General features: G+C 49.5%; 20 protein-coding genes, 1 rRNA gene and 1 pseudogene. 20 read left to right on the forward strand and 2 right to left on the reverse strand.

Going from position 1 to position 19661, the window contains the following annotated elements:
- Positions 1–86: 86 nt before the first annotated feature.
- From Q5741_RS19610 to Q5741_RS19695, 18 genes are all read left to right on the forward strand, one after another.
- The gene (locus Q5741_RS19610; RefSeq protein ID WP_305025808.1) at positions 87–836 is read left to right on the forward strand and encodes a vWA domain-containing protein; all 750 of its coding nucleotides are present in this window, start codon (positions 87–89) and stop codon (positions 834–836) included.
- Positions 820–1758: a serine/threonine protein kinase gene (locus Q5741_RS19615; RefSeq protein WP_305025809.1), complete on the forward strand. Its 939-nt coding sequence runs from the start codon at positions 820–822 to the stop codon at positions 1756–1758. The genes Q5741_RS19610 and Q5741_RS19615 overlap by 17 nt, the downstream gene beginning before the upstream one ends.
- Before the next feature lie 69 nt (positions 1759–1827).
- Complete coding sequence (tilS, locus tag Q5741_RS19620) at positions 1828–3267, forward strand: tRNA lysidine(34) synthetase TilS (RefSeq protein WP_305025810.1); 1440 nt, start codon at positions 1828–1830, stop codon at positions 3265–3267.
- Between the two features lie 54 nt (positions 3268–3321).
- Entirely contained in the window at positions 3322–3861 is a 540-nt protein-coding gene (hpt, locus tag Q5741_RS19625; protein ID WP_305025811.1) for a hypoxanthine phosphoribosyltransferase, read from the forward strand.
- 100 nt (positions 3862–3961) lie between these two features.
- Positions 3962–6004 (forward strand): ATP-dependent zinc metalloprotease FtsH, encoded by a 2043-nt coding sequence (gene ftsH, locus Q5741_RS19630; RefSeq protein ID WP_305025812.1) that lies wholly within the window; start codon positions 3962–3964, stop codon positions 6002–6004.
- Positions 6005–6349: 345 nt separating this feature from the next.
- Positions 6350–7114 (forward strand): type III pantothenate kinase, encoded by a 765-nt coding sequence (locus tag Q5741_RS19635; RefSeq protein WP_305025813.1) that lies wholly within the window; start codon positions 6350–6352, stop codon positions 7112–7114.
- A 175-nt stretch (positions 7115–7289) separates the two neighbouring features.
- Positions 7290–8177 (forward strand): Hsp33 family molecular chaperone HslO, encoded by an 888-nt coding sequence (hslO, locus tag Q5741_RS19640; RefSeq protein ID WP_305025814.1) that lies wholly within the window; start codon positions 7290–7292, stop codon positions 8175–8177.
- A gap of 27 nt (positions 8178–8204) precedes the next feature.
- On the forward strand, positions 8205–9158 hold the full coding sequence (locus tag Q5741_RS19645) for a peptidyl-prolyl cis-trans isomerase (protein ID WP_305025815.1): 954 nt from the start codon (positions 8205–8207) through the stop codon (positions 9156–9158).
- Between the two features lie 298 nt (positions 9159–9456).
- Positions 9457–10395 carry a cysteine synthase A gene (gene cysK / locus Q5741_RS19650; protein WP_305025816.1) on the forward strand — a complete coding sequence of 313 codons (939 nt, stop codon included), beginning with the start codon at positions 9457–9459 and terminating at the stop codon, positions 10393–10395.
- Between the two features lie 181 nt (positions 10396–10576).
- Positions 10577–11155: an aminodeoxychorismate/anthranilate synthase component II gene (gene pabA / locus Q5741_RS19655; RefSeq protein ID WP_305025817.1), complete on the forward strand. Its 579-nt coding sequence runs from the start codon at positions 10577–10579 to the stop codon at positions 11153–11155.
- Positions 11156–11160: 5 nt separating this feature from the next.
- Positions 11161–12027, forward strand: a complete 867-nt coding sequence (gene folP, locus Q5741_RS19660; protein WP_305025818.1) for a dihydropteroate synthase — start codon at positions 11161–11163, stop codon at positions 12025–12027.
- 33 nt (positions 12028–12060) lie between these two features.
- A complete protein-coding gene (folB, locus tag Q5741_RS19665; protein ID WP_305025819.1) occupies positions 12061–12423 on the forward strand; it encodes a dihydroneopterin aldolase in 363 nt (120 codons plus the stop codon).
- A 9-nt stretch (positions 12424–12432) separates the two neighbouring features.
- Complete coding sequence (gene folK, locus Q5741_RS19670; protein WP_305025826.1) at positions 12433–12978, forward strand: 2-amino-4-hydroxy-6-hydroxymethyldihydropteridine diphosphokinase; 546 nt, start codon at positions 12433–12435, stop codon at positions 12976–12978.
- A complete protein-coding gene (locus tag Q5741_RS19675) occupies positions 12930–13139 on the forward strand; it encodes a helix-turn-helix domain-containing protein (RefSeq protein WP_305025820.1) in 210 nt (69 codons plus the stop codon). The genes folK and Q5741_RS19675 overlap by 49 nt, the downstream gene beginning before the upstream one ends.
- A 67-nt stretch (positions 13140–13206) precedes the next feature.
- Positions 13207–14208: a tRNA dihydrouridine synthase DusB gene (dusB, locus tag Q5741_RS19680; RefSeq protein WP_305025821.1), complete on the forward strand. Its 1002-nt coding sequence runs from the start codon at positions 13207–13209 to the stop codon at positions 14206–14208.
- A gap of 199 nt (positions 14209–14407) precedes the next feature.
- Positions 14408–14884, forward strand: a complete 477-nt coding sequence (gene greA, locus Q5741_RS19685) for a transcription elongation factor GreA (RefSeq protein WP_305025822.1) — start codon at positions 14408–14410, stop codon at positions 14882–14884.
- Between the two features lie 97 nt (positions 14885–14981).
- The gene (gene lysS, locus Q5741_RS19690; RefSeq protein ID WP_305025823.1) at positions 14982–16511 is read left to right on the forward strand and encodes a lysine--tRNA ligase; all 1530 of its coding nucleotides are present in this window, start codon (positions 14982–14984) and stop codon (positions 16509–16511) included.
- A 124-nt stretch (positions 16512–16635) separates the two neighbouring features.
- Positions 16636–17976 carry a TrkH family potassium uptake protein gene (locus Q5741_RS19695; RefSeq protein WP_305025824.1) on the forward strand — a complete coding sequence of 447 codons (1341 nt, stop codon included), beginning with the start codon at positions 16636–16638 and terminating at the stop codon, positions 17974–17976.
- Between the two features lie 39 nt (positions 17977–18015).
- Here the strand turns inward: Q5741_RS19695 and Q5741_RS19700 are convergent, their stop codons facing one another.
- Both Q5741_RS19700 and Q5741_RS19705 read right to left on the reverse strand, forming a co-directional pair.
- Positions 18016–18378, reverse strand: coding sequence for a TetR family transcriptional regulator C-terminal domain-containing protein (locus Q5741_RS19700; RefSeq protein WP_305025827.1), 363 nt, complete (start codon positions 18376–18378; stop codon positions 18016–18018).
- Positions 18379–18468: 90 nt separating this feature from the next.
- Positions 18469–18630: pseudogene (locus tag Q5741_RS19705) on the reverse strand (TetR/AcrR family transcriptional regulator); the annotation flags it as partial.
- An 86-nt stretch (positions 18631–18716) separates the two neighbouring features.
- On the opposite strand from Q5741_RS19705, the gene Q5741_RS19710 reads away from it, so the two are divergent.
- Complete coding sequence (locus Q5741_RS19710) at positions 18717–19259, forward strand: hypothetical protein (RefSeq protein ID WP_305025825.1); 543 nt, start codon at positions 18717–18719, stop codon at positions 19257–19259.
- A 328-nt stretch (positions 19260–19587) separates the two neighbouring features.
- Positions 19588–19661: ribosomal RNA gene (locus Q5741_RS19715) — 16S ribosomal RNA — on the forward strand; the annotation flags it as partial.

A 19661-nucleotide genomic window follows, 5' to 3' on the forward strand; every position in this document is an offset into this window, starting at 1 on the left:
TTGGCTTCATGGCGTTTGTTTTCTCTCATTGTTGGCCATGCTGATAAGAGATTTACAGAAACGGTAACCTGGGAGGTAGAGGCTTAATGAAGCAGATTCTTCTAATAACAGACGGGTGTTCCAATGTGGGAACCAGTCCGGTACTGGCGGCGGCAGAGGCTCTGAAACAAGGAATTACAGTGAACGTCATCGGTGTAGTTGACTATGGAACGATTGGCGAGCTGGGCGGTCTGGAGATCGCAGAGATTGCACGCGCGGGTGGTGGAATCAGCCGGGTGGTGGGGACCCGGCAGTTGGCTCAAACCATGCAGATGATGACTCGTAAAACGGTGGTTCAGACGATTCAGCAGGCGGTTAATAGAGAGTTAAGGCAAATTTTGGGCGGGGAGGGTGCCGGTTCTATTGATGAGCTGCCTCCAGCCCAACGTGCCCAGGTGGTTGAGGTCATGGACGAGATGTCCGAGACCAGCAGTCTGGATGTGCTTCTGCTGATTGACTGCAGTGCAAGCATGAAGCCGAAGCTTGCCGCTGTGGAGGAAGGCATCCGCGATCTGATGCTTAGCCTGCAGGCCCGCTTGGGATACAGCCGGATTGCCGTCTTTCATTTTCCGGGACAGCGCCCGGGTGTTGATGTCGTGATGGACATGGACTGGACGTCTGACATCAGCCGCATCAAGTCCTTGTTTGGCAATCTGAGTATGAAGGGGGCTACGCCGACAGGTCCTGCCATTTTACAAGTGATTGATTTTTGCCGATATGTTACACTAGATGAACCAGTCGTCTTGGAACAGGACTACGGCAAAAGGGAAGGGATGCTTGGTGACTACGTCGTCTAATCCGGGCTTTCCACCCGGAACAGTGATTAAGGGCAAGTGGAAAGCGGGACGTTATATGATCCGGCGGATTCTGGGCAGAGGGGCCAACGGAACGGTCTATCTAGTTCAGCAGGCCAAGGATGGGCGCGAGTTGGCGCTGAAGATGGGGAATGATCCAGTCGACCTGCAGTCGGAGATTAATGTTCTAACCTCGCTTCAGATTCAGGGAGCCAGCGCATCCCTGCTCCGGGATGGAGAGTCGTATCTGCTCGATGTGGATGATTTCACTGCGGGCGGGCAAGATATTCCTTTCTATGTTATGCGTTATGTTAGAGGAGAGCCTCTCCATCGTTATGTAGCGCGTCATGGGTCCGCCGGTTACGCAGCTGCAGGTCTGCAGATTCTAGAGAGGCTGTCTGAGCTGCATCAATCCGGCTGGATATTCGGGGATTTGAAGCCGCAGAATGTGCTGGTAAGTGTGCGCGGAACGGCCGAATTGATTGATTATGGCGGCGTGAGCCGGATGGGCAGAAGTGTGAAGCAGTTCACGGAGTGGTATGACCGCGGGTTCTGGAACGCGGGAGGAAGACATGCTGATGTACAGTATGATCTGTTCGCTTTTGCGCTTCTAACTATTCATGTCCTTGAATCGCCGATGCTGAAGCATGCTGCATCCAAACTGCCGCAGCTGAGGAATATCACCGACATCCATGCCATCATTCGCCGGAGTGAGAAGCTGAAGCCTTATGCTGCATGGCTGAACCGGGCGGTTAATGGTGATTTCAAGGATGCACGCCGTGCTGCAGAGAGCTGGAACGGACAGGTGTTTACAGCTGTCCGGAGAAGAGCTTCACAGAGGCGCACGCCGCGGTGGCTGCGTAATGCGTTTGCAGCTTCGCTTGTATTGCTGGTGGGGGCAGTATGGCTTGCACTGCGTCCATAATCTACTATACATTTTATTTTTTCATGGAATACATCGTACTACAATACATACAGCAAGAAGGGGAAAGCAATGGCGGGAGCAGGATGGAGTCAATTGGTGCAGCAGGTGCTGGATACGAATTTGGAGTATCAGCTCTGGTCTGCGGGTGACCGAATCGTAGTCGCAGTTTCCGGTGGGCCGGACTCTGTGGCTCTTTTGCGTGTTCTGGCAGAAATCTCATCCACGCACACCCCGCTGCAGCTGGTTTGTGCTCACGTACATCATGGGCTGCGCGCGACAGAGTCTGATCAAGAAGCTGAATTTGTCCGCAATCTGGCCTTCGAACTCGGAGTCCCTTTTGAGATGATTCGGCTGGATGTACCTGCATACCGGCTTGAGACAGGCAAGGGGTCCCAAGAGGCCGCACGTGAGCTTCGATATGCCTTCCTGCACGAGGTAGCGGAGCGCTATGGGGCGGCTTCCATTGCAATGGGACATCATGGTGATGATCAGGCGGAGACGGTGATGCTGCATCTGCTGCGCGGAAGCGGACTAAAGGGGCTTGGCGGTATAAAATATCACAGATTGCAAAAAAATGTGAAACTTATCCGTCCGCTGCTTCGTATGTACAAAACGGCACTTGTGGCGATTTGTAAAGAGCAGCATTTTCCATATGTGACTGACAGCAGCAACGAACAACGGAAGTATCGCAGAAATGCCATCCGTTTGGATGTGCTGCCTTATTTGGGGCAATATAATCCTCAGCTTCCTCAGACGCTGAATCGTCTGGCCGAATTAGTTCAGGCAGAAGATGATTATATGGAAGAGGCTGCACAGGATTTGTATGTCCGGATGGTGCATTCAGAACACGGAAGGTTAACCTTAGAGGTACCTTCCTTCTTGGGGTTACATGTCGCTTTACAACGGAGGTTGATTAAACTAATATTAAATTATCTGCCTTCGGACAGTGAAAATGTGGATTTTCACAAAATCGATGTCATCCGCCGCGGAATCCTGCAGGCTCATCCTACAACATGGAGTCTGGATTTGGGAACGGGGCTGACCTGTATCCGTGAATATGATGTGGTCGCCTTTTTTGTGAAAAAGGATACCCATCCGGCGGGCTATCAATATGAAATTCCTGTTATAACCGGGGACTGTACACTCCGAATGGATGAAATCGGCCGAACATTGAGGATTTCTGTCATTCAAGGTCATGAATTTCCATCACCTGAGACGGCATCTCCTTATGAAGCTTGGTTTGACGCCAATTATTTAGCCTTTCCACTAAGTATCCGTACATGGATTCCTGGAGATCGGATGAAAGTCATGGGATTAAAAGGGAGCAAAAAGGTCAAAGATATTTTCATCGACGGTAAAATCCCTCCATCCCGGCGTCCCCTTGTTCCACTCCTATGTGATGAGAATGGTAATATTCTCTGGATCCCCGGAATCCGGCGTTCCGAGCATGCTGTGGTTAAGGAGGCTTCAACTACGGTTATATACATGTCATTGGAAGAGACAACATAATCGGTTATTGTGCAGACACAACTTTCATAGCATACATTTAGGAGGTTCAAACCGTTGCAAAACGATATTCAAGAAGTACTGATCAGCGAAGAAGAACTCAGCACCAAAATCAAGGAACTCGGCGCGCAGCTCAGCCGGGAGTATGAAGGGAAAAACCCCCTGGTGATCTGCGTGCTGAAAGGCGCGTTTATATTTATGGCGGATTTGGTTAAAACCATTACAGTGCCGCTCGAAATTGATTTTATGGCCGTTTCCAGCTATGGTGCCTCCACCAAGTCTTCCGGTGTGGTCAAAATCGTCAAGGATCTGGATGTATCCGTTGAAGGACGAGACGTTCTGATCGTCGAAGATATCATCGACAGCGGTCTGACGCTCAGCTACCTGATTGAGCTGCTTCAGAACCGGAATGCGAAGTCCACCAAAGTGGTTACGCTGTTCGACAAACCTACTGGACGTACCGTTGACCTGAAGGCGGATTATACAGGATTCACCATCCCTGACGCATTCATCGTCGGTTATGGACTGGACTATGCCGAACACTACCGGAACCTCCCTTACATCGGGATTTTGAAACCGGAAGTTTACAGCAACTGATCATCCCGCCCGTAGGTACCTGGTATCGTTTCCAGCCTTTGTTGAGAAGGCATGACGGGCTATGGTAAAATAACTTGAGTGTCTTGAGAGGAGGTAGGGGATGAATCGGTTCATCCGGAATTCTGGTTTTTATTTGATTCTTTTTTTAGTCGTGGTGGGAATCGTTCAGTTTGTCAGCAACAGTAACGAAGCCGCCGATCTCCCTAGATATGACCAATTACGGCAAGAGGTTAAAGCCAACAATATCAAAAAGTTGACGGTTCAATTCGACGGTTACGCCTATCTCGTGACCGGTCAATATATTAACCAGCCTGCCAATGCCAAATCGTTAAATTTTTCCACGTATATTCCTCCTACGGACCAAGCCCTCGATGAGCTTGTAAACGCTAGTGAGACCAACAAATTTGAATATGTACAGAAGAAAATGGAAGGCGAGAGCATCTGGCTGACTTTCTTGACCTCCATTATTCCGCTGGTTATCATGTTCATCCTCTTCTTCTTCCTGTTCAATCAGGCTCAAGGTGGCGGTGGCAAAGTCATGAACTTTGGCAAGAGCCGTGCCCGTCTGTATAACGAAGAGAAGAAGAAGGTTACTTTCGAAGATGTAGCCGGTGCGGACGAAGAGAAACAGGAGCTTGTTGAAGTCGTAGAATTCCTGAAAGATCCTCGCAAGTTCGCCGCGGTGGGTGCCCGTATTCCAAAAGGTGTACTTTTGGTAGGTCCTCCGGGTACCGGTAAAACGCTGCTAGCCCGTGCAGTTGCAGGTGAGGCAGGCGTTCCATTCTTTAGTATTTCAGGTTCGGACTTTGTAGAGATGTTCGTCGGTGTCGGTGCATCCCGTGTGCGCGACCTGTTCGAGAACGCGAAGAAGAACGCACCTTGTATTATCTTTATTGACGAGATTGATGCCGTGGGTCGTCAGCGCGGTGCCGGTTTGGGCGGCGGTCACGACGAACGTGAACAGACGCTCAATCAGCTGCTCGTTGAGATGGACGGTTTCGGAGCAAATGAAGGTATCATTATTGTGGCTGCAACGAACCGTGCGGACATTCTGGATCCGGCGCTCCTGCGTCCGGGACGTTTTGACCGTCAGATCACAGTTGATCGTCCAGATGTGAAAGGCCGTGAAGCTGTACTGAAAGTACACTCCCGTAACAAGCCGCTCACAAAAGACGTACGCCTCGATATTATTGCGAAGCGGACTACAGGATTCTCGGGTGCAGATCTGGAGAACCTCCTGAACGAAGCGGCATTGCTGGCAGCACGCCGTAACCGCCGCGATATCTCAATGCGTGAAGTGGATGAAGCGATTGACCGCGTCATTGTCGGTACTGAGAAACGCAGCCGTGTGATCAGTGACCGTGAGAAACGGATCGTCGCTTATCACGAGGCAGGCCATACCATTGTCGGCTACTTCCTGGAGCATGCAGACATGGTACACAAGGTGACGATCGTTCCGCGTGGACGTGCCGGCGGATATGTTATCATGCTTCCGAAGGAAGACCGTATGCTGACAACCAAGCAGGAGCTTCTGGACAAAGTGACAGGACTTCTTGGCGGACGCGTAGCAGAAGAGCTGTTTATCGGCGAAATCGGCACGGGTGCCTACAGTGACTTCCAGCAGGCAACAGGGATTGTCCGCAGTATGATTATGGAATATGGTATGAGTGAGAAGCTTGGACCACTGCAGTTTGGCAGCACGCAGGGACAGGTATTCCTGGGTCGTGATATCGGGCATGAGCAGAACTACAGTGATGCTATTGCTTACGAAATCGACCAGGAAATGCAGCGCTTCATTAATGAAAGCTATGAGCGTTGTAAAGATCTCCTCATCAAGCATACGAGAGAAATGCACCTTATTGCCCAGACGCTCCTTGAAGAAGAGACACTGGATCTGGAACAGATCCGTAATCTCATTGAGACAGGATCGCTGGACGGTAAAGGCGGCAATGGTGACGGTAATCCTACTGAAGGCGGCGAGGCTACCATCGATAATATCGGTGATGTGCGCGTTCGCATTCAAGGCAAAGACGATGCACAGCCGGAGACAGGTACGATTCCGAATGATGCACCGAACCGCCAGGATCCGGATAGTAATGACGGAGAGCCTGGAAGTAACGGCGGCACACCGCCAACGTTATAATCCAGCTATCACGATACAGAAGATACAGGGAGAACCGGGAAACGAAAGTTTTCCGGTTCTTTTGCTGTTTGTTGAAGGGAATCCCATTGGCTGTATCAAGCCCACTTCATTGACAGAGCCTGGTTCGTTGTGTACATTAATTGAGAAATGAAAGCGCTCAGGCGCATACTTTAGGAAGTTGCCTGTTACGGGCGACTCTTTTTTGTTGGCTGAAAACAGCTAGTTCATATGGAAATCATGGAGGAACTGTGGGATGACCCTTAAACCGTATCTTGATATAGCTTCAAGCCTTCGGACAGGATCGGCAGCATTATGCCTTTCAGGTCTTGGAAGGGAGGGGACGTTGTGATTTTAGTTGTCGATATCGGGAATACCAACATTGTGCTTGGCATTTATAAGGGACGCGAGCTGCTCCATCATTACCGGATCAGTACGTCCAGGCAAGCAACCGTGGATGAGTATGGTGTATTGATCCATAACCTGTTCCAGATGGCCCACATCGAGGAGAACGAGATCGAGGGAGTCATTATTTCTTCCGTCGTACCGCCGCTGGTTAACGTCATAGAAGCGACATGTATGAAGTATATTCACAAGAAGCCGCTTGTGGTTGGGCCTGGTATTAAAACCGGTCTCAATCTGCGGTACGAGAATCCGCGTGAAGTGGGTGCTGACCGGATTGTGAATGCAGTAGCGGCTGTTGATCGTTATAATGGCCCGCTGGTTGTGGTCGATTTTGGGACGGCAACAACGTTTGACTGTATTGATGACAAGGGCAATTACCTCGGCGGTGTCATCGTACCAGGCATTGGAATTTCCACAGAGGCACTGTACCAACGGGCTTCAAAATTGCCGCGGATCGAGCTGGAGAAGCCTAAAAAGGTCATTGGCCGCAATACCGTCCATGCGATGCAGGCGGGAATTATATTTGGTTATGCCGGGCAGGTCGACGGAATTGTGGAACGGATCAAGGCTGAGATGGGTGCCGAGCCGCGGGTACTGGCTACTGGCGGACTGGCAGAGCTTATTGCCAGCGAGACGCGCTCTATTGAAGAGGTTCATCCCATGCTGACGCTCGAAGGCCTGCGAATTATTTATGAACGCAACCAGTAACTGACTAGCCTGGTATGGATTTGGTTTGCCATTACAATTGCTCTATACTGGAAGAGTAAGCTCGTGGAGCTAGTCTTTTTCACCACAGGGTAAAGATGATATTAATGTTGATATAGAAGAGAACTTCAAATTTCATTGTGCTGGCAGGGGTACCCCTGCTGAGGAGGATAAACATATGACAGAACAATTACAGGATCGCCTGATTCGCGGGACTGCAATGAACGGTCGGGTACGTGCTTTTGCGGTGCGCACAACTGGACTGGTCGAGGAACTTCGCCGCAGACACGACACCTACCCTACAGCTACGGCTGCATTAGGACGTACACTTACAGCTGGTGCCATGATGGGTGCGATGCTGAAAGGTGAAGAGAAGCTGACGATTCAGGTTAAGGGTGATGGCCCGGTAGGTCAAATCGTGGTCGATTCCAACGCCAAAGGCGAAGTTCGCGGATATATTGATGATCCCCATGTACATTTGCCGGCGAACAGTGTTGGGAAACTGGACGTTGCGGGAGCAGTGGGAACATCGGGCTTTCTGCATGTCACCAAAGACCTTGGTTTAAAAGAACCCTATCGCGGGAGCACACCTATCATCTCAGGTGAGCTTGGCGAAGATTTCACTTATTACTTTGCCGTATCTGAACAGACGCCGTCTGCAGTAGGACTGGGTGTGTTGGTGGATTCCGATAATTCGGTCATCACAGCTGGCGGGTTTATCATTCAGCTGCTGCCAGGATTGAGTGATGACGAGATTACAGCCATTGAGCAGGCAGTGGGTGCCCTTCCTCCAGTGACTTCGCTGCTGGACCAGGGTCTTGAGCTGGATGAACTGCTGCGCTGGATGCTTCCTGATGTACAGGTCATGGACAGTATGGATATCCGGTTCGTATGCCAGTGCTCCCGTGAACGTGTGGAGGCAACGTTGATCAGCCTTGGACAAAAGGAACTGGAAGACTTGATCGAAGAGGAAGGCGAAGCGGAAGTGGTATGTCATTTCTGCAATGAGGCCTATCATTTCAATAAGGAAGATCTGCAGACACTGTTGGAACAAGCAACATCCTAATAACCGGGGAAGAGTGATCCACATGGGGTGACGAAGCAGGAGAGAGTGTTATGGTCCGCAGTGATTGTTCTGACTGTCGGGGTGCTGGTGCTGAGCGGTTGGATCGTAAGGCAGGGACTGCTTGAGGAATCAGAAGATCGCCGTTCTTCCGATGGCGATGCCTTGTATGGAGATCAGCCTGTCGCCAGCATTGGCAATGACTCCATTTCTAACCGGGATTGGGTTCGTCAGCTGAAGAACCACTATGGTCAGGCTGTGCTGATGCAGATGCTGAACCGGAAGGCGGTAGGTCTTGAAGCCCAAGCCCGGAACCTGACCGCATCAGCAGACGAAGTTCAAGCGCAGCTGAAGCAGGCTATGGAGGGCTACAGCTCGGAGACCGATTACTACCGCGAGATGAAGACTCAGTTTGGATTAACCTCAGCCGAACTTCGGCAGGAGGCGGAATATCAGGTGCTGCTCCTCAAAATAGCCACGGCAGACATTGAAGTTAGCGACGAGGAGGTAGGCGAGTATATCGCCGAGCATGCCAGCGAATTTGATTCCCGCGTTCGTATGAATTTATCTGTCATTCGTGTTCAGGATGAAAAGACAGCAGGGCGAGTCCTTGATTCCCTGGCAGATGGGGTGCCTTTTGAAGAGGTCGCCGAAGAAGTACTTAGAGATGCTGATGTCCGGGAACAGGGCGGAGATTTGGGCTGGGTGGATGCAGAAGATCCTTTTCAGCCCAAGGAAATACTGTCAGCCGCAGCCCGGCTGCAAGCAGGGGATATGGCGGGGCCTATTGTACTTGAAGATGGGGATTATGCAGTTGTTTATGTAAAGGAAATCGAGAGGTCTCCAGCCATGAACACAACCGATGCGCGTCATAAAGCCAAGAAGGAGATCAAACTGAGCCGGGCTATGCCTTTGGAACAGGTAGAGGGTAACTTAAGAGTTAAATACGGTGCGAAGGTCATAAAATCGGCACCAGCCTCGTAACAGCAGCAAACTGGAGAATTACCTAAAATACTCTGCGATTGCCAGTAAATCGCGGAGTATTTTTTATTGTGAATATTGACAAGAATAGCGGAGATTGATAAGATTAGATCATAAAAACCTACTGATTTACTCGGGAATATAGGTATTTCGCGGGATAAGTAGGGCTATGATCTTAATAATAATTATTCATTTAGCATTTTGCATAGATTGAATCATTTCATGAATCGATCGGAAGCAGATGCCCATAGCTCGCAGCATGTACAGACCATCTTTCATTTCTCTAAGGAGGGCAATTATCATGGCTAAAGTCGTCAATAACGTTACTGAACTTATCGGGGGAACACCGCTTGTGCGCCTGAACCGGATCGTACCTGAGGACAGCGCAGAAATTTATCTGAAGCTTGAGTATCAAAACCCGGGTTCCAGCGTTAAGGACCGGATCGCAGTCAGCATGGTTGAAGAAGCAGAGAAAGAAGGCCTTCTGAAGCCAGGCGGTACGATTATTGAGGCAACGAGCGGCAACACAGGTATCGGCCTGGCAATGGTAGCTGCGGCTAAAGGCTACAGAGCCATTATTGTAATGCCTGAGACAATGAGCTTGGAGCGTCGTAACCTGCTGCGTGCGTATGGAGCAGAGCTTGTTCTGACTCCGGGATCGGAGGGCATGAACGGTGCGGTGAAGAAGATGGAAGAGCTCCTGGAGGAGAATCCTGAATATTTTGCTGCAGAACAGTTTAAGAATAAAGCTAACCTTAAGATCCACCTGGAAACAACAGGCCCGGAAATTGTAGAAGCGATCGAGTCCATTGGCGGAGGTCTTGACGCGTTCGTAGCCGGTATCGGTACCGGCGGTACAATCTCCGGCGCAGGTGAAGTGCTTAAGAAGGCTTTTCCTGAAGTGAAGGTCGTTGCTGTTGAGCCGGCAGCTTCCCCGATTTTGTCCGGCGGTAAACCAGGTCCGCACAAAATTCAAGGCATTGGTGCCAACTTTATTCCGGATATTCTCAACCAGAACATCTACGATGAAATCGTAACCGTTGAGAATGATGAAGCTTTCGAAACTGCACGCCGTGTTGCAAGAGAAGAAGGTATTCTGTCTGGTATTTCCTCAGGTGCAGCTGTATTCGCGGCACTGAAGATAGCCAAGGAACTGGGTAAAGGCAAACGAATTGTGGTCATTATTCCAAGTAACGGCGAACGCTACTTGAGCACACCGCTGTACAATTTTGAATCTTAATACCAGGAACTGATTATAGGTATAGGAATCCCTTTTCTCGGCAGCGAGATGAGGGATTTCTTGTTATTAGGGGAAAATGCTTTTAAAGCAGAGCCCGCTTTAGTATACTATCAAGCAACACAACTGTTAGCTGTAGACTAGCCAAGATAGGCTTCTCTACAGAGAAAAGGGAGATGAGACGATGATCCTTGTCATCGATAATTATGATTCTTTCACATATAACCTCGTACAATACCTGGGTGAGCTGGGTGAGGATGTTACAGTGCGTCGGAATGACGAAATTGATATTGAAGGCATTCGTGCAATGTCTCCAGACCATATTCTGCTTTCCCCGGGTCCGTGCACACCTAATGAGGCCGGCATAACGCTGGAGGTTATCCAGCAGTTCAAAGGAAAGATTCCCATCTTTGGTGTCTGTCTCGGTCACCAGGCAATCGGCCAGGCTTTTGGCGGTCATGTCGTGCGGGCAGAACGCCTGATGCATGGCAAAACATCGCCCATTCATCATCGTAATCAATCTGTCTTTGAAGGCTTGCCTTCTCCTTTCACAGCTACACGCTATCATTCGCTGATTGTGGACCGGGATACACTGCCCGATACCCTTGAGATCACGGCAGAGACAGAGGAAGGCGAAATTATGGGTCTTCGTCACAAAAAATACGCTGTCGAGGGCGTACAATTCCACCCGGAGTCCATCATTACAGATCATGGACACCAGATTTTGCGCAACTTCCTGAAGCGCAGCCAGATTCAGGTATAGTGGGGATGGGACTAGCACCTATGATGTACCGCCGCAGTTACTGCTGCGGTGAAACCACCCTAAACCTCGGCGAATCTACACTTATTATGGGTATTCTAAATGTCACTCCGGATTCGTTCTCGGACGGGGGGAAATATAACGATGTGAATCGCGCGGTCTCCCATGCGCTCCAGTTAATGGAGGACGGGGCCGATCTGATTGATATTGGCGGAGAGTCTACTCGTCCCGGTCATGAGCAGATCAGCGTGCAGGAGGAGATTGATCGGGTCGTTCCAATTATTGAAGCGATCCACAGGGAAGCTCCGCATATCCCCCTGTCCATTGATACATATAAGGCAGAGGTAGCCCGTCAAGCCCTTCGGGCAGGAGCTCATATAATTAATGACATTTGGGGGCTCAAGGCAGATGCGGATATGGCGCGTGTGGCAGCCGAGGCCGGATGTCCGGTCATTCTGATGCATAATCGCAAGGAACGGAACTACATCTCTATTGTTCATGATATGGTACAGGATCTTCAAGAGAGCATTGACATCGCTGCTCGAGCCGGTATCAGACCGGAACAGTTAATTCTGGATCCCGGGATCGGCTTTGCCAAAAATCATAAGGATAACCTGGTGGTGATGTCTTCACTTGGACAACTCTGCCGTATGGGTTATCCAGTGCTGCTGGCAACCTCCCGTAAGAGATTTATCCGTACGGTGCTGGACCTGCCTGTGGATGATGTCATCGAAGGGACGGCTGCTACGGTTGCTTTCGGGATCGCACAGGGGTGCCAGATGGTTCGGGTTCACGATGTAAGGGAAATCAAGCGAACCGTTCGTATGAGTGACGCCATGTTGTATGCTTCGCCGGATATCGTGATTAGAGACTAGAGATTTGGTTTGGGACAGAAAGGGAGATCAGCATTGGATAAGATGTCTATTCACCGTATGGAGTATTACGGATATCACGGTGTCTTTGAGGAAGAACGCAGGCTTGGACAGCGTTTTTATATTGATCTGGAATTGGAGCTTGACCTGCGCAGAGCCGGTGAGGAAGATGCGCTGGAGTACACCGTCAATTATGCTGAAGTGCATGAGAAGGTGAAGGCGGTTGTAGAAAAGGAGTCATTCCAGTTAATTGAGGCGTTAGGGGAACGTATTGCATCTTCCCTACTGGACACTTATACTAGTGTCAATGCATTGACAGTCAAAGTAACCAAGCCCCATCCGCCTTTTGATATTCATTTTCAGGGCGTTACCGTGGAGCTTCATCGCACAAGGAAGTGAGAAGTGAACATGAACGGTTATCAGACCTCTGAGAAATCAGAGGCTTATATTGCTTTGGGGGCCAATTTGGGGGATCGGCAAGCTACCTTGATGGAGGCTGTAACCCTGCTGGACCAGCATCCTGATATTCAGGTGGAACGCTGCTCCAATTTGTATGAGACCGAGCCTGTGGGCTATATGAATCAGCCTGCCTTTCTGAACATGGCATTGACCGTGAGTACGCGGCTTCAGCCAATAGAGCTGCTGCGGGCGATGCTGGAGATTGAGAATCAGCTGGGAAGGGTCCGGGATGTTCGTTGGGGCCCCCGTACGGTGGATCTGGACCTGATTTGGATGGAAGGACTGCAGCTGGATACACCGGAGCTGATGCTGCCACATCCGAGAATGCGGGAACGGGCATTTGTGCTTGTACCTCTATCCGATATAGTCAGTCCCGATACATCCGGCCTATACAATACTGTGAAGTCAGCGCTTGCTGGACTGGATGGAAGGGAAGGAATACAGCTTTGGACAACATGCAGCTGGCACAGCGGCTCCGCGCCTTCCGTAAATTAAAAGGATATACCCAACAGCAGCTGGCAGAAGAGACGGGCTTGTCGCTCACGGTGCTGGGTTCACTGGAACGCGGAAATCGTAAGGTCGAAGATCATATGGTGGAAGCCATTGCCCGAACCCTGGGCGTGTCGGTTCAGGAGATTAAGGGCATAGATAGATAACATGCTGTTGTATCGATATAGCACAACATTAAACAAAGCCGAAGATCAGAGGGGTGAACATAGGATCATGTTGAAGATTGGCGATATAGAATTGAAGAACCAGGTTGTTCTGGCTCCGATGGCAGGCGTCTGCAATCCGGCTTTCCGCCTCATCGCAAAGGAATTTGGGACAGGACTTGTCTGCGCGGAGATGGTTAGTGACAAAGCCATTATCCATGGGAATAAGCGTACGCGTGAGATGCTGTTCGTCGATGAACGGGAGAAGCCGCTCAGCCTGCAGATTTTTGGTGGGGACCGGAATTCACTGGTTGAAGCGGCCAAGGTCGTGGATCAGGAGACCAATGCGGATATTATCGATATCAATATGGGATGTCCGGTGCCGAAGGTGACCAAATGTGATGCCGGTGCGCGCTGGCTGCTGGATCCGAACAAGATTTATGAAATGGTATCAGCCGTTGTGGATGCTGTAGACAAACCGGTTACTGTTAAAATGCGTATCGGCTGGGACAATGAACACATCTATGCCGTGGAGAATGCCAGAGCGGTTGAACGCGCCGGCGCGAATGCGGTCAGTGTTCATGGGCGTACCCGGGAGCAGCTGTATACAGGTCATGCCAACTGGGACATTATAAAAGAAGTTAAGGAAGCTGTATCCATCCCGGTTATTGGTAACGGTGATGTTCTGACTCCTGAAGATGCGCGCCGTATGCTGGATACCACAGGCGTAGACGGAGTCATGATCGGCCGCGGAGCCCTTGGAAATCCTTGGATGCTGTACCGTACGATTGAGTATCTGAAGACAGGAGAACTTCACCCGGATCCTGCTCCGATGGAAAAGATTCGTATTGCGATTCTGCATATGGATCGTCTGATCAGCTTGAGGGGCGAAGCTGTTGCCGTTCGGGAGATGCGCAAGCATCTGGCTTGGTACCTGAAAGGCATTGATGGCGCAGCCCATGTAAAGGACGCTATTATGGAGGAGACCCAACGGGATGATGTCGTGCGGATTTTGGAGAACTTTGTTTTACAGCTGGATGTGAAAGAAGAGTCAACGGCGGCGGTTCATTAACCGCCGGGTCTCATTGACTTTTACTCTGCTGTACCCTATAATTTCTCAGTATAAATTTCACTTGCATAGATTTGACTTGAAGGCAACCGCTGACAGCATGAGAGAACGTTCTGTTTTCTGCATCCAGGCATATAGTGGTGTTAGACTTTTTACTGGTCCATTTTTTTAAATTATTTCCACGACAGGAGAATCGGTTGAGATGAGCGATAAAGAAGTCATTCTGACACAGGAAGGCCTCAAGAAACTGGAAGACGAGCTTGAGAATTTGAAATCGGTTAAACGCCGCGAAGTGGCGGAACGGATTAAAGTCGCAATCGGTTATGGAGATATCAGCGAGAACTCCGAGTATGAGGATGCCAAGAACGAACAGGCTTTTATTGAAGGCCGTATCATTACCTTGGAGAAAATGCTTCGTAACGCGCGTATCATTAACAGTGACGAAATCGATACCGATTCCGTTGGTGTTGGTGCTACCGTGCTGGTAGAAGACCTGGAATTTGGCGATCAAGTGGAATATACCATTGTAGGTACTGCCGAATCCGATCCGTTAAACAATAAAATATCCAATGAAAGCCCTGTAGGCAAAGCCATCCTAGGCAAACAAAAAGGTGCTGTTGTCGACGTTAACGTGCCTGCCGGCGTGATCCAGTACAAAATTGTAGACATTAAGAAATAAACACTACTGCTTACCGGGAAAAGAGATGAAGAGCTTCCTTAGGGAAGCTTTTTTCACTTCAAATATGTAAGAATTAATCAAGGAGTTGAATCGAACGATGTCAGAGGAAGTTGTAAACCCAGAGAATCAGGATTCTCAAGAGGAATTAAGTGAGCTCCTGCAGATTCGCCGTGCCAAATTGGACGAGCTTCGTGCACTTGGTATCGATCCGTTCGGACGTAAGTACATACGAACTGACGAAGCGGGTGCCGTTCTGCAGAAGTATGACAGCATGACCAAGGAAGAGCTGGAAGAGAAGGGTGTGGAAGTGAGCCTGGCTGGACGTATTATGGCCAAACGCGGAATGGGTAAAGCCAGCTTCGCTCACATTCAAGACCTTAGCGGCCGCATCCAAATTTATGTTCGTCAGGACACAGTGCCTGAGGATAAGTATGCTGCATTCAGTATTCTGGATCTGGGCGATATCGTTGGAGTGAAAGGGACGGTCTTCAAGACCAAGACGGGCGAGACTTCTATTAAGGTAAAAGATCTCGAGGTGCTGTCCAAATCCCTGTACCCGCTTCCGGAGAAGTATCATGGTCTCAAAGACGTGGAACAGCGTTACCGTCAGCGTTATGTGGACCTGATCGTAAATCCGGAGGTACAGCAGACCTTCATCGCACGTTCCCGTATCATCCAATCTATGCGCCGTTATCTCGATTCTCTCGGCTATCTGGAAGTGGAGACACCGACCCTGCACTCCATTGCAGGCGGCGCAGCTGCCCGTCCTTTCATTACGCATCATAATGCACTTGATATGCAGCTTTATATGCGTATTGCGATTGAGCTTCACCTGAAGCGTCTGATTGTTGGTGGTCTGGAGAAGGTATATGAGATCGGCCGTGTATACCGCAATGAAGGGATGTCGACGCGTCATAATCCGGAGTTTACCATGATTGAGCTGTATGAGGCTTATGCCGACTACAAGGATATTATGCAGCTGACGGAGAATCTGATCGCTCACATTGCCCAGGAAGTGCTGGGTACCCAGCATATCATGTACCAGGGTAAAGAGGTTGATCTGACGCCGCAATGGCGCCGTGTGTCCATGGTCGATGCCGTTAAAGAGGTAACGGGTGTCGATTTCAGTGTGCAAATGAGTGATGAAGAAGCGCACCGTCTGGCCAAAGAGCATAAAGTGCCGGTTGAACCGCATATGACATTTGGTCATATCCTGAATGCATTCTTCGAGCAGTTTGTGGAAGAGACATTGATTCAGCCAACCTTCATTACAGGGCATCCGCTGGAAATTTCGCCGCTTGCGAAAAAGAATGAAGAGGATCCACGCTTCACCGACCGTTTCGAGCTGTTCATCGTCGGACGTGAACATGCCAACGCGTTTACAGAGCTGAACGATCCAATCGACCAGCGTCAGCGCTTTGAGGCGCAGCTGCTTGAGAAGGAGCAGGGCAATGATGAAGCTCATGAGATGGACGATGATTTCATCCGTGCATTGGAATATGGTATGCCGCCGACAGGTGGTTTGGGTATTGGTGTAGACCGTCTGATTATGCTTCTGACGGATTCTCCATCGATCCGCGATGTGCTGCTCTTCCCGCACATGCGCAACCGTACACAGGAACAATAAGGCTGTAAAGGATATTGAATAACCAAGGGGACAGTAGGGGATGATTCATCGCCACTGCCCCTTTTTTCTTAATCAGGCTGTCTGCCTGCTGACGATCAGAATGAACTAGAAGGAGACACTGCATATGCCGGCTGGAAGCAAAAGAAAACTTCACTTTACCTCGCCTTCGTTTATTCTCGTGGCAGGCTTTATCGTAATTATAGCGATCGGGACGCTGCTCCTGATGCTGCCTGTGTCCCAGCGGCATCCCGGCACCCTGCACTGGATTGATGCCTTGTTCACATCTACCTCTGCTGCCTGTGTGACCGGCCTGGTAGTAGTGGATGTGGGTTCTACCTTTACTGTATTTGGAGAAGTGGTCATTATGCTGCTAATGCAGTTGGGCGGCCTGGGCATTATGACGATGGCGACTTTGTTTGCACTGCTTGTTGGCAGACGGCTTTCCTTGAAGGACAGGCTGATCCTGAAAGAGTCGATCAACGCAGACAGTATGGAGGGCATTGTGCGGATTGTCCGCAAAGTGCTGATTTTTTCTTTTACCATTGAAGGGGTGGCGGCGGTCATTCTAGCGCTGCGCTGGGCTGTAGAAATGCCATTCGGTCAAGCTGTATACTACGGAATATTCCATGCGGTATCGCTTTTTAATAACGGGGGCTTTGACCTATTTGGTAACAGCTTTATTCATTATCGGGGAGATTGGCTGTTTAATCTGACGGCATCCGTCCTGGTTATTAGCGGGGGGCTGGGCTTTCTCGTGTTGAGTGACCTGTTTGATTTCCGAAAAAAGCGGCGCTTATCTTTGCATTCCAAGATGGTTCTGTCCGTATCCGGAGCCCTGATCGTGATAGGTGCGGTTATCCTGTTTATCTTTGAATTTACGAATCCGCGTACCTTGGGGGCATTAAGCTGGGATGAGAAAATTTATGCATCCATCTTCCAATCGGTCTCTACTCGTTCTTCAGGCACTAGCACGGTTGATATCAGCAGTTTGCGCCAAGGCAGCCAGTTCTTTATGATTCTGCTGATGTTCATAGGTGCGTCTCCAGGATCAACGGGCGGGGGAATCAAGACGACAACCTTTCTAATTATGATTGGAGCGCTTGTGGCAATGATCCGCGGGCGAGAGGATATCATTCTGTTCCGTCACCGGGCTCCCAAGGAAATCATCATGCGTGCGTTGACCATTATTGTTATCTCTCTCATTATCTTTGGGGTCGTTGTGATGCTGCTGCTTACCGTAGAGGACCGGGCGTTCCTGCCATTGGCATTTGAGGCGGCCTCCGCTATTGGAACGGTTGGGTTATCTATGGGAGTGACCCATCAATTAACAGATTGGGGAAAGATTCTGATTTGCATCACAATGTTTATTGGCCGGATCGGCCCGCTTACGATATCTTATGCTCTGCGTCCGAAGCAGGGGAAACAGCTGTATCGACGGCCGGAGGGGCATATTGTCATAGGTTAGTTGTATAAATAAAAACAGACCTGGTTTGCAGGTCTGTTTTTATTTTGCCAGCGAGTCAGGGCTGTTTGGGCATAGGGAACGCAAATGGTAGTCAATTACAGCCTCGAGCCTGCTGGCAGGATAGGATTCTGGATTCAGCACAGCATGCAGGACTAAGCCGTCAACTAGAGCATACAACCGTTGGATTTCAATTTCGATATCGAGATCACCAGACATATAGCCAAGAGATGACAGTTGAGTGATGACATGTTCGAACATGTACCGCAGATGACCATATACTTTATGTGCAAGTTCTTTTAGGGAAGGGTCCGTTAGTGCTTGGGCAGTAAATGCCATCCATACCTCGCTTTCAGCCCTCTTTTCATCGGTATCGGGGAGGGTCTCCATAATCAGCTTCTTCATACCCTCCAGAGGAGGGACATTGAGATCCAGCCGTCTAATCCGGGAACTGCACCGGTCTGAGACCAACTGCATGGAATAAGCCAGAAGTTCGGATTGGCTCCCGAAGTAATGACGCATCGAGCCGACCGATAGTTTTGCCTCCTCGGCTATGTTCCGAACGGACGCATGCTGCAGCCCCTCCCGTCGAATGACTCTCCAGGCAGCTTCAGCAACTAATTCCTTTTGTTTAGCGTGATCAACAATTTTAGGCATGCGTTTATTATAGCATGTTGTCTTTTTTAATACATGTGTGTTAGAATGATTTTAATAATACAGTTGTACTAAAAAGGAGTGCTGTTATGATCGGCTGGTTAATTGTCGCGTGTGAAATCATGTTCTGGATTGTAATCCTGATAGGTCTAATCTTCCGTTATGTTGTAGGAATGAAGAAGTTAGGGGCTCTGTTCCTGATGTTTACGCCAGTCATTGATCTGGTCCTGCTGTTGGCAACTGCTTATGATCTGCATAATGGGGCTGAAGCACAGTGGACGCATGGTCTTGCCGCTATTTATATCGGGTCAACAATCGCTTTCGGCCATCAGATGATCAAGTGGGCGGATGAACGCTTTGCTTATCGATTTGCAGGGGGCGGGAAGCCGAGGAAGAAACCGAGATATGGAAAGCAGCATGCCAAGCGGGAGCGAGCGGGGTGGTATCGGCATGTATTGGCCTTTATCATTGGAAGCGGACTGTTATTGGGAATGATCCAGATGGTGGGTGATCACAGCAAGACGAGCAGCCTTATGTCGATTATTAGAGTCTGGGCACTTGCATTGGGAATCGATTTTCTCATCAGTTTCAGTTATACGCTGTGGCCAAGGGAACAAAAGGAAACCATGTGAGGACATGAGGCAGTCAAAGAAATAAATGTAATAAATTGTATTTAAAAAAAGCTTGCTAACTAAGTTGATTCCATGGTATATTCTAATTCCGGTCGATAAGGCAGCCGAAATCAAAGGCTGCTAAAATAAGCAAGAAAAAAAGCTTGCATAATCAAATTGACTGTGATATGATATAAAAGTTGTCACCGAGAAACACTGACGACGAACAAAATGCTTGATCTTTGAAAACTGAACAACGAGTGAGTATCGCTGTTACGTAAGTAACAGCAAACAATGAGATTTATATCTCGTCAGATTCAAATTGAGCTTATCGCTCTTTTCAATAACTTTATTGGAGAGTTTGATCCTGGCTCAGGACGAACGCTGGCGGCGTGCCTAATACATGCAAGTCGAGCGGGGTTT

Source organism: Paenibacillus lacisoli (genome assembly GCF_030580655.1).
In the GTDB taxonomy this organism is placed as follows: domain Bacteria; phylum Bacillota; class Bacilli; order Paenibacillales; family Paenibacillaceae; genus Paenibacillus; species Paenibacillus lacisoli.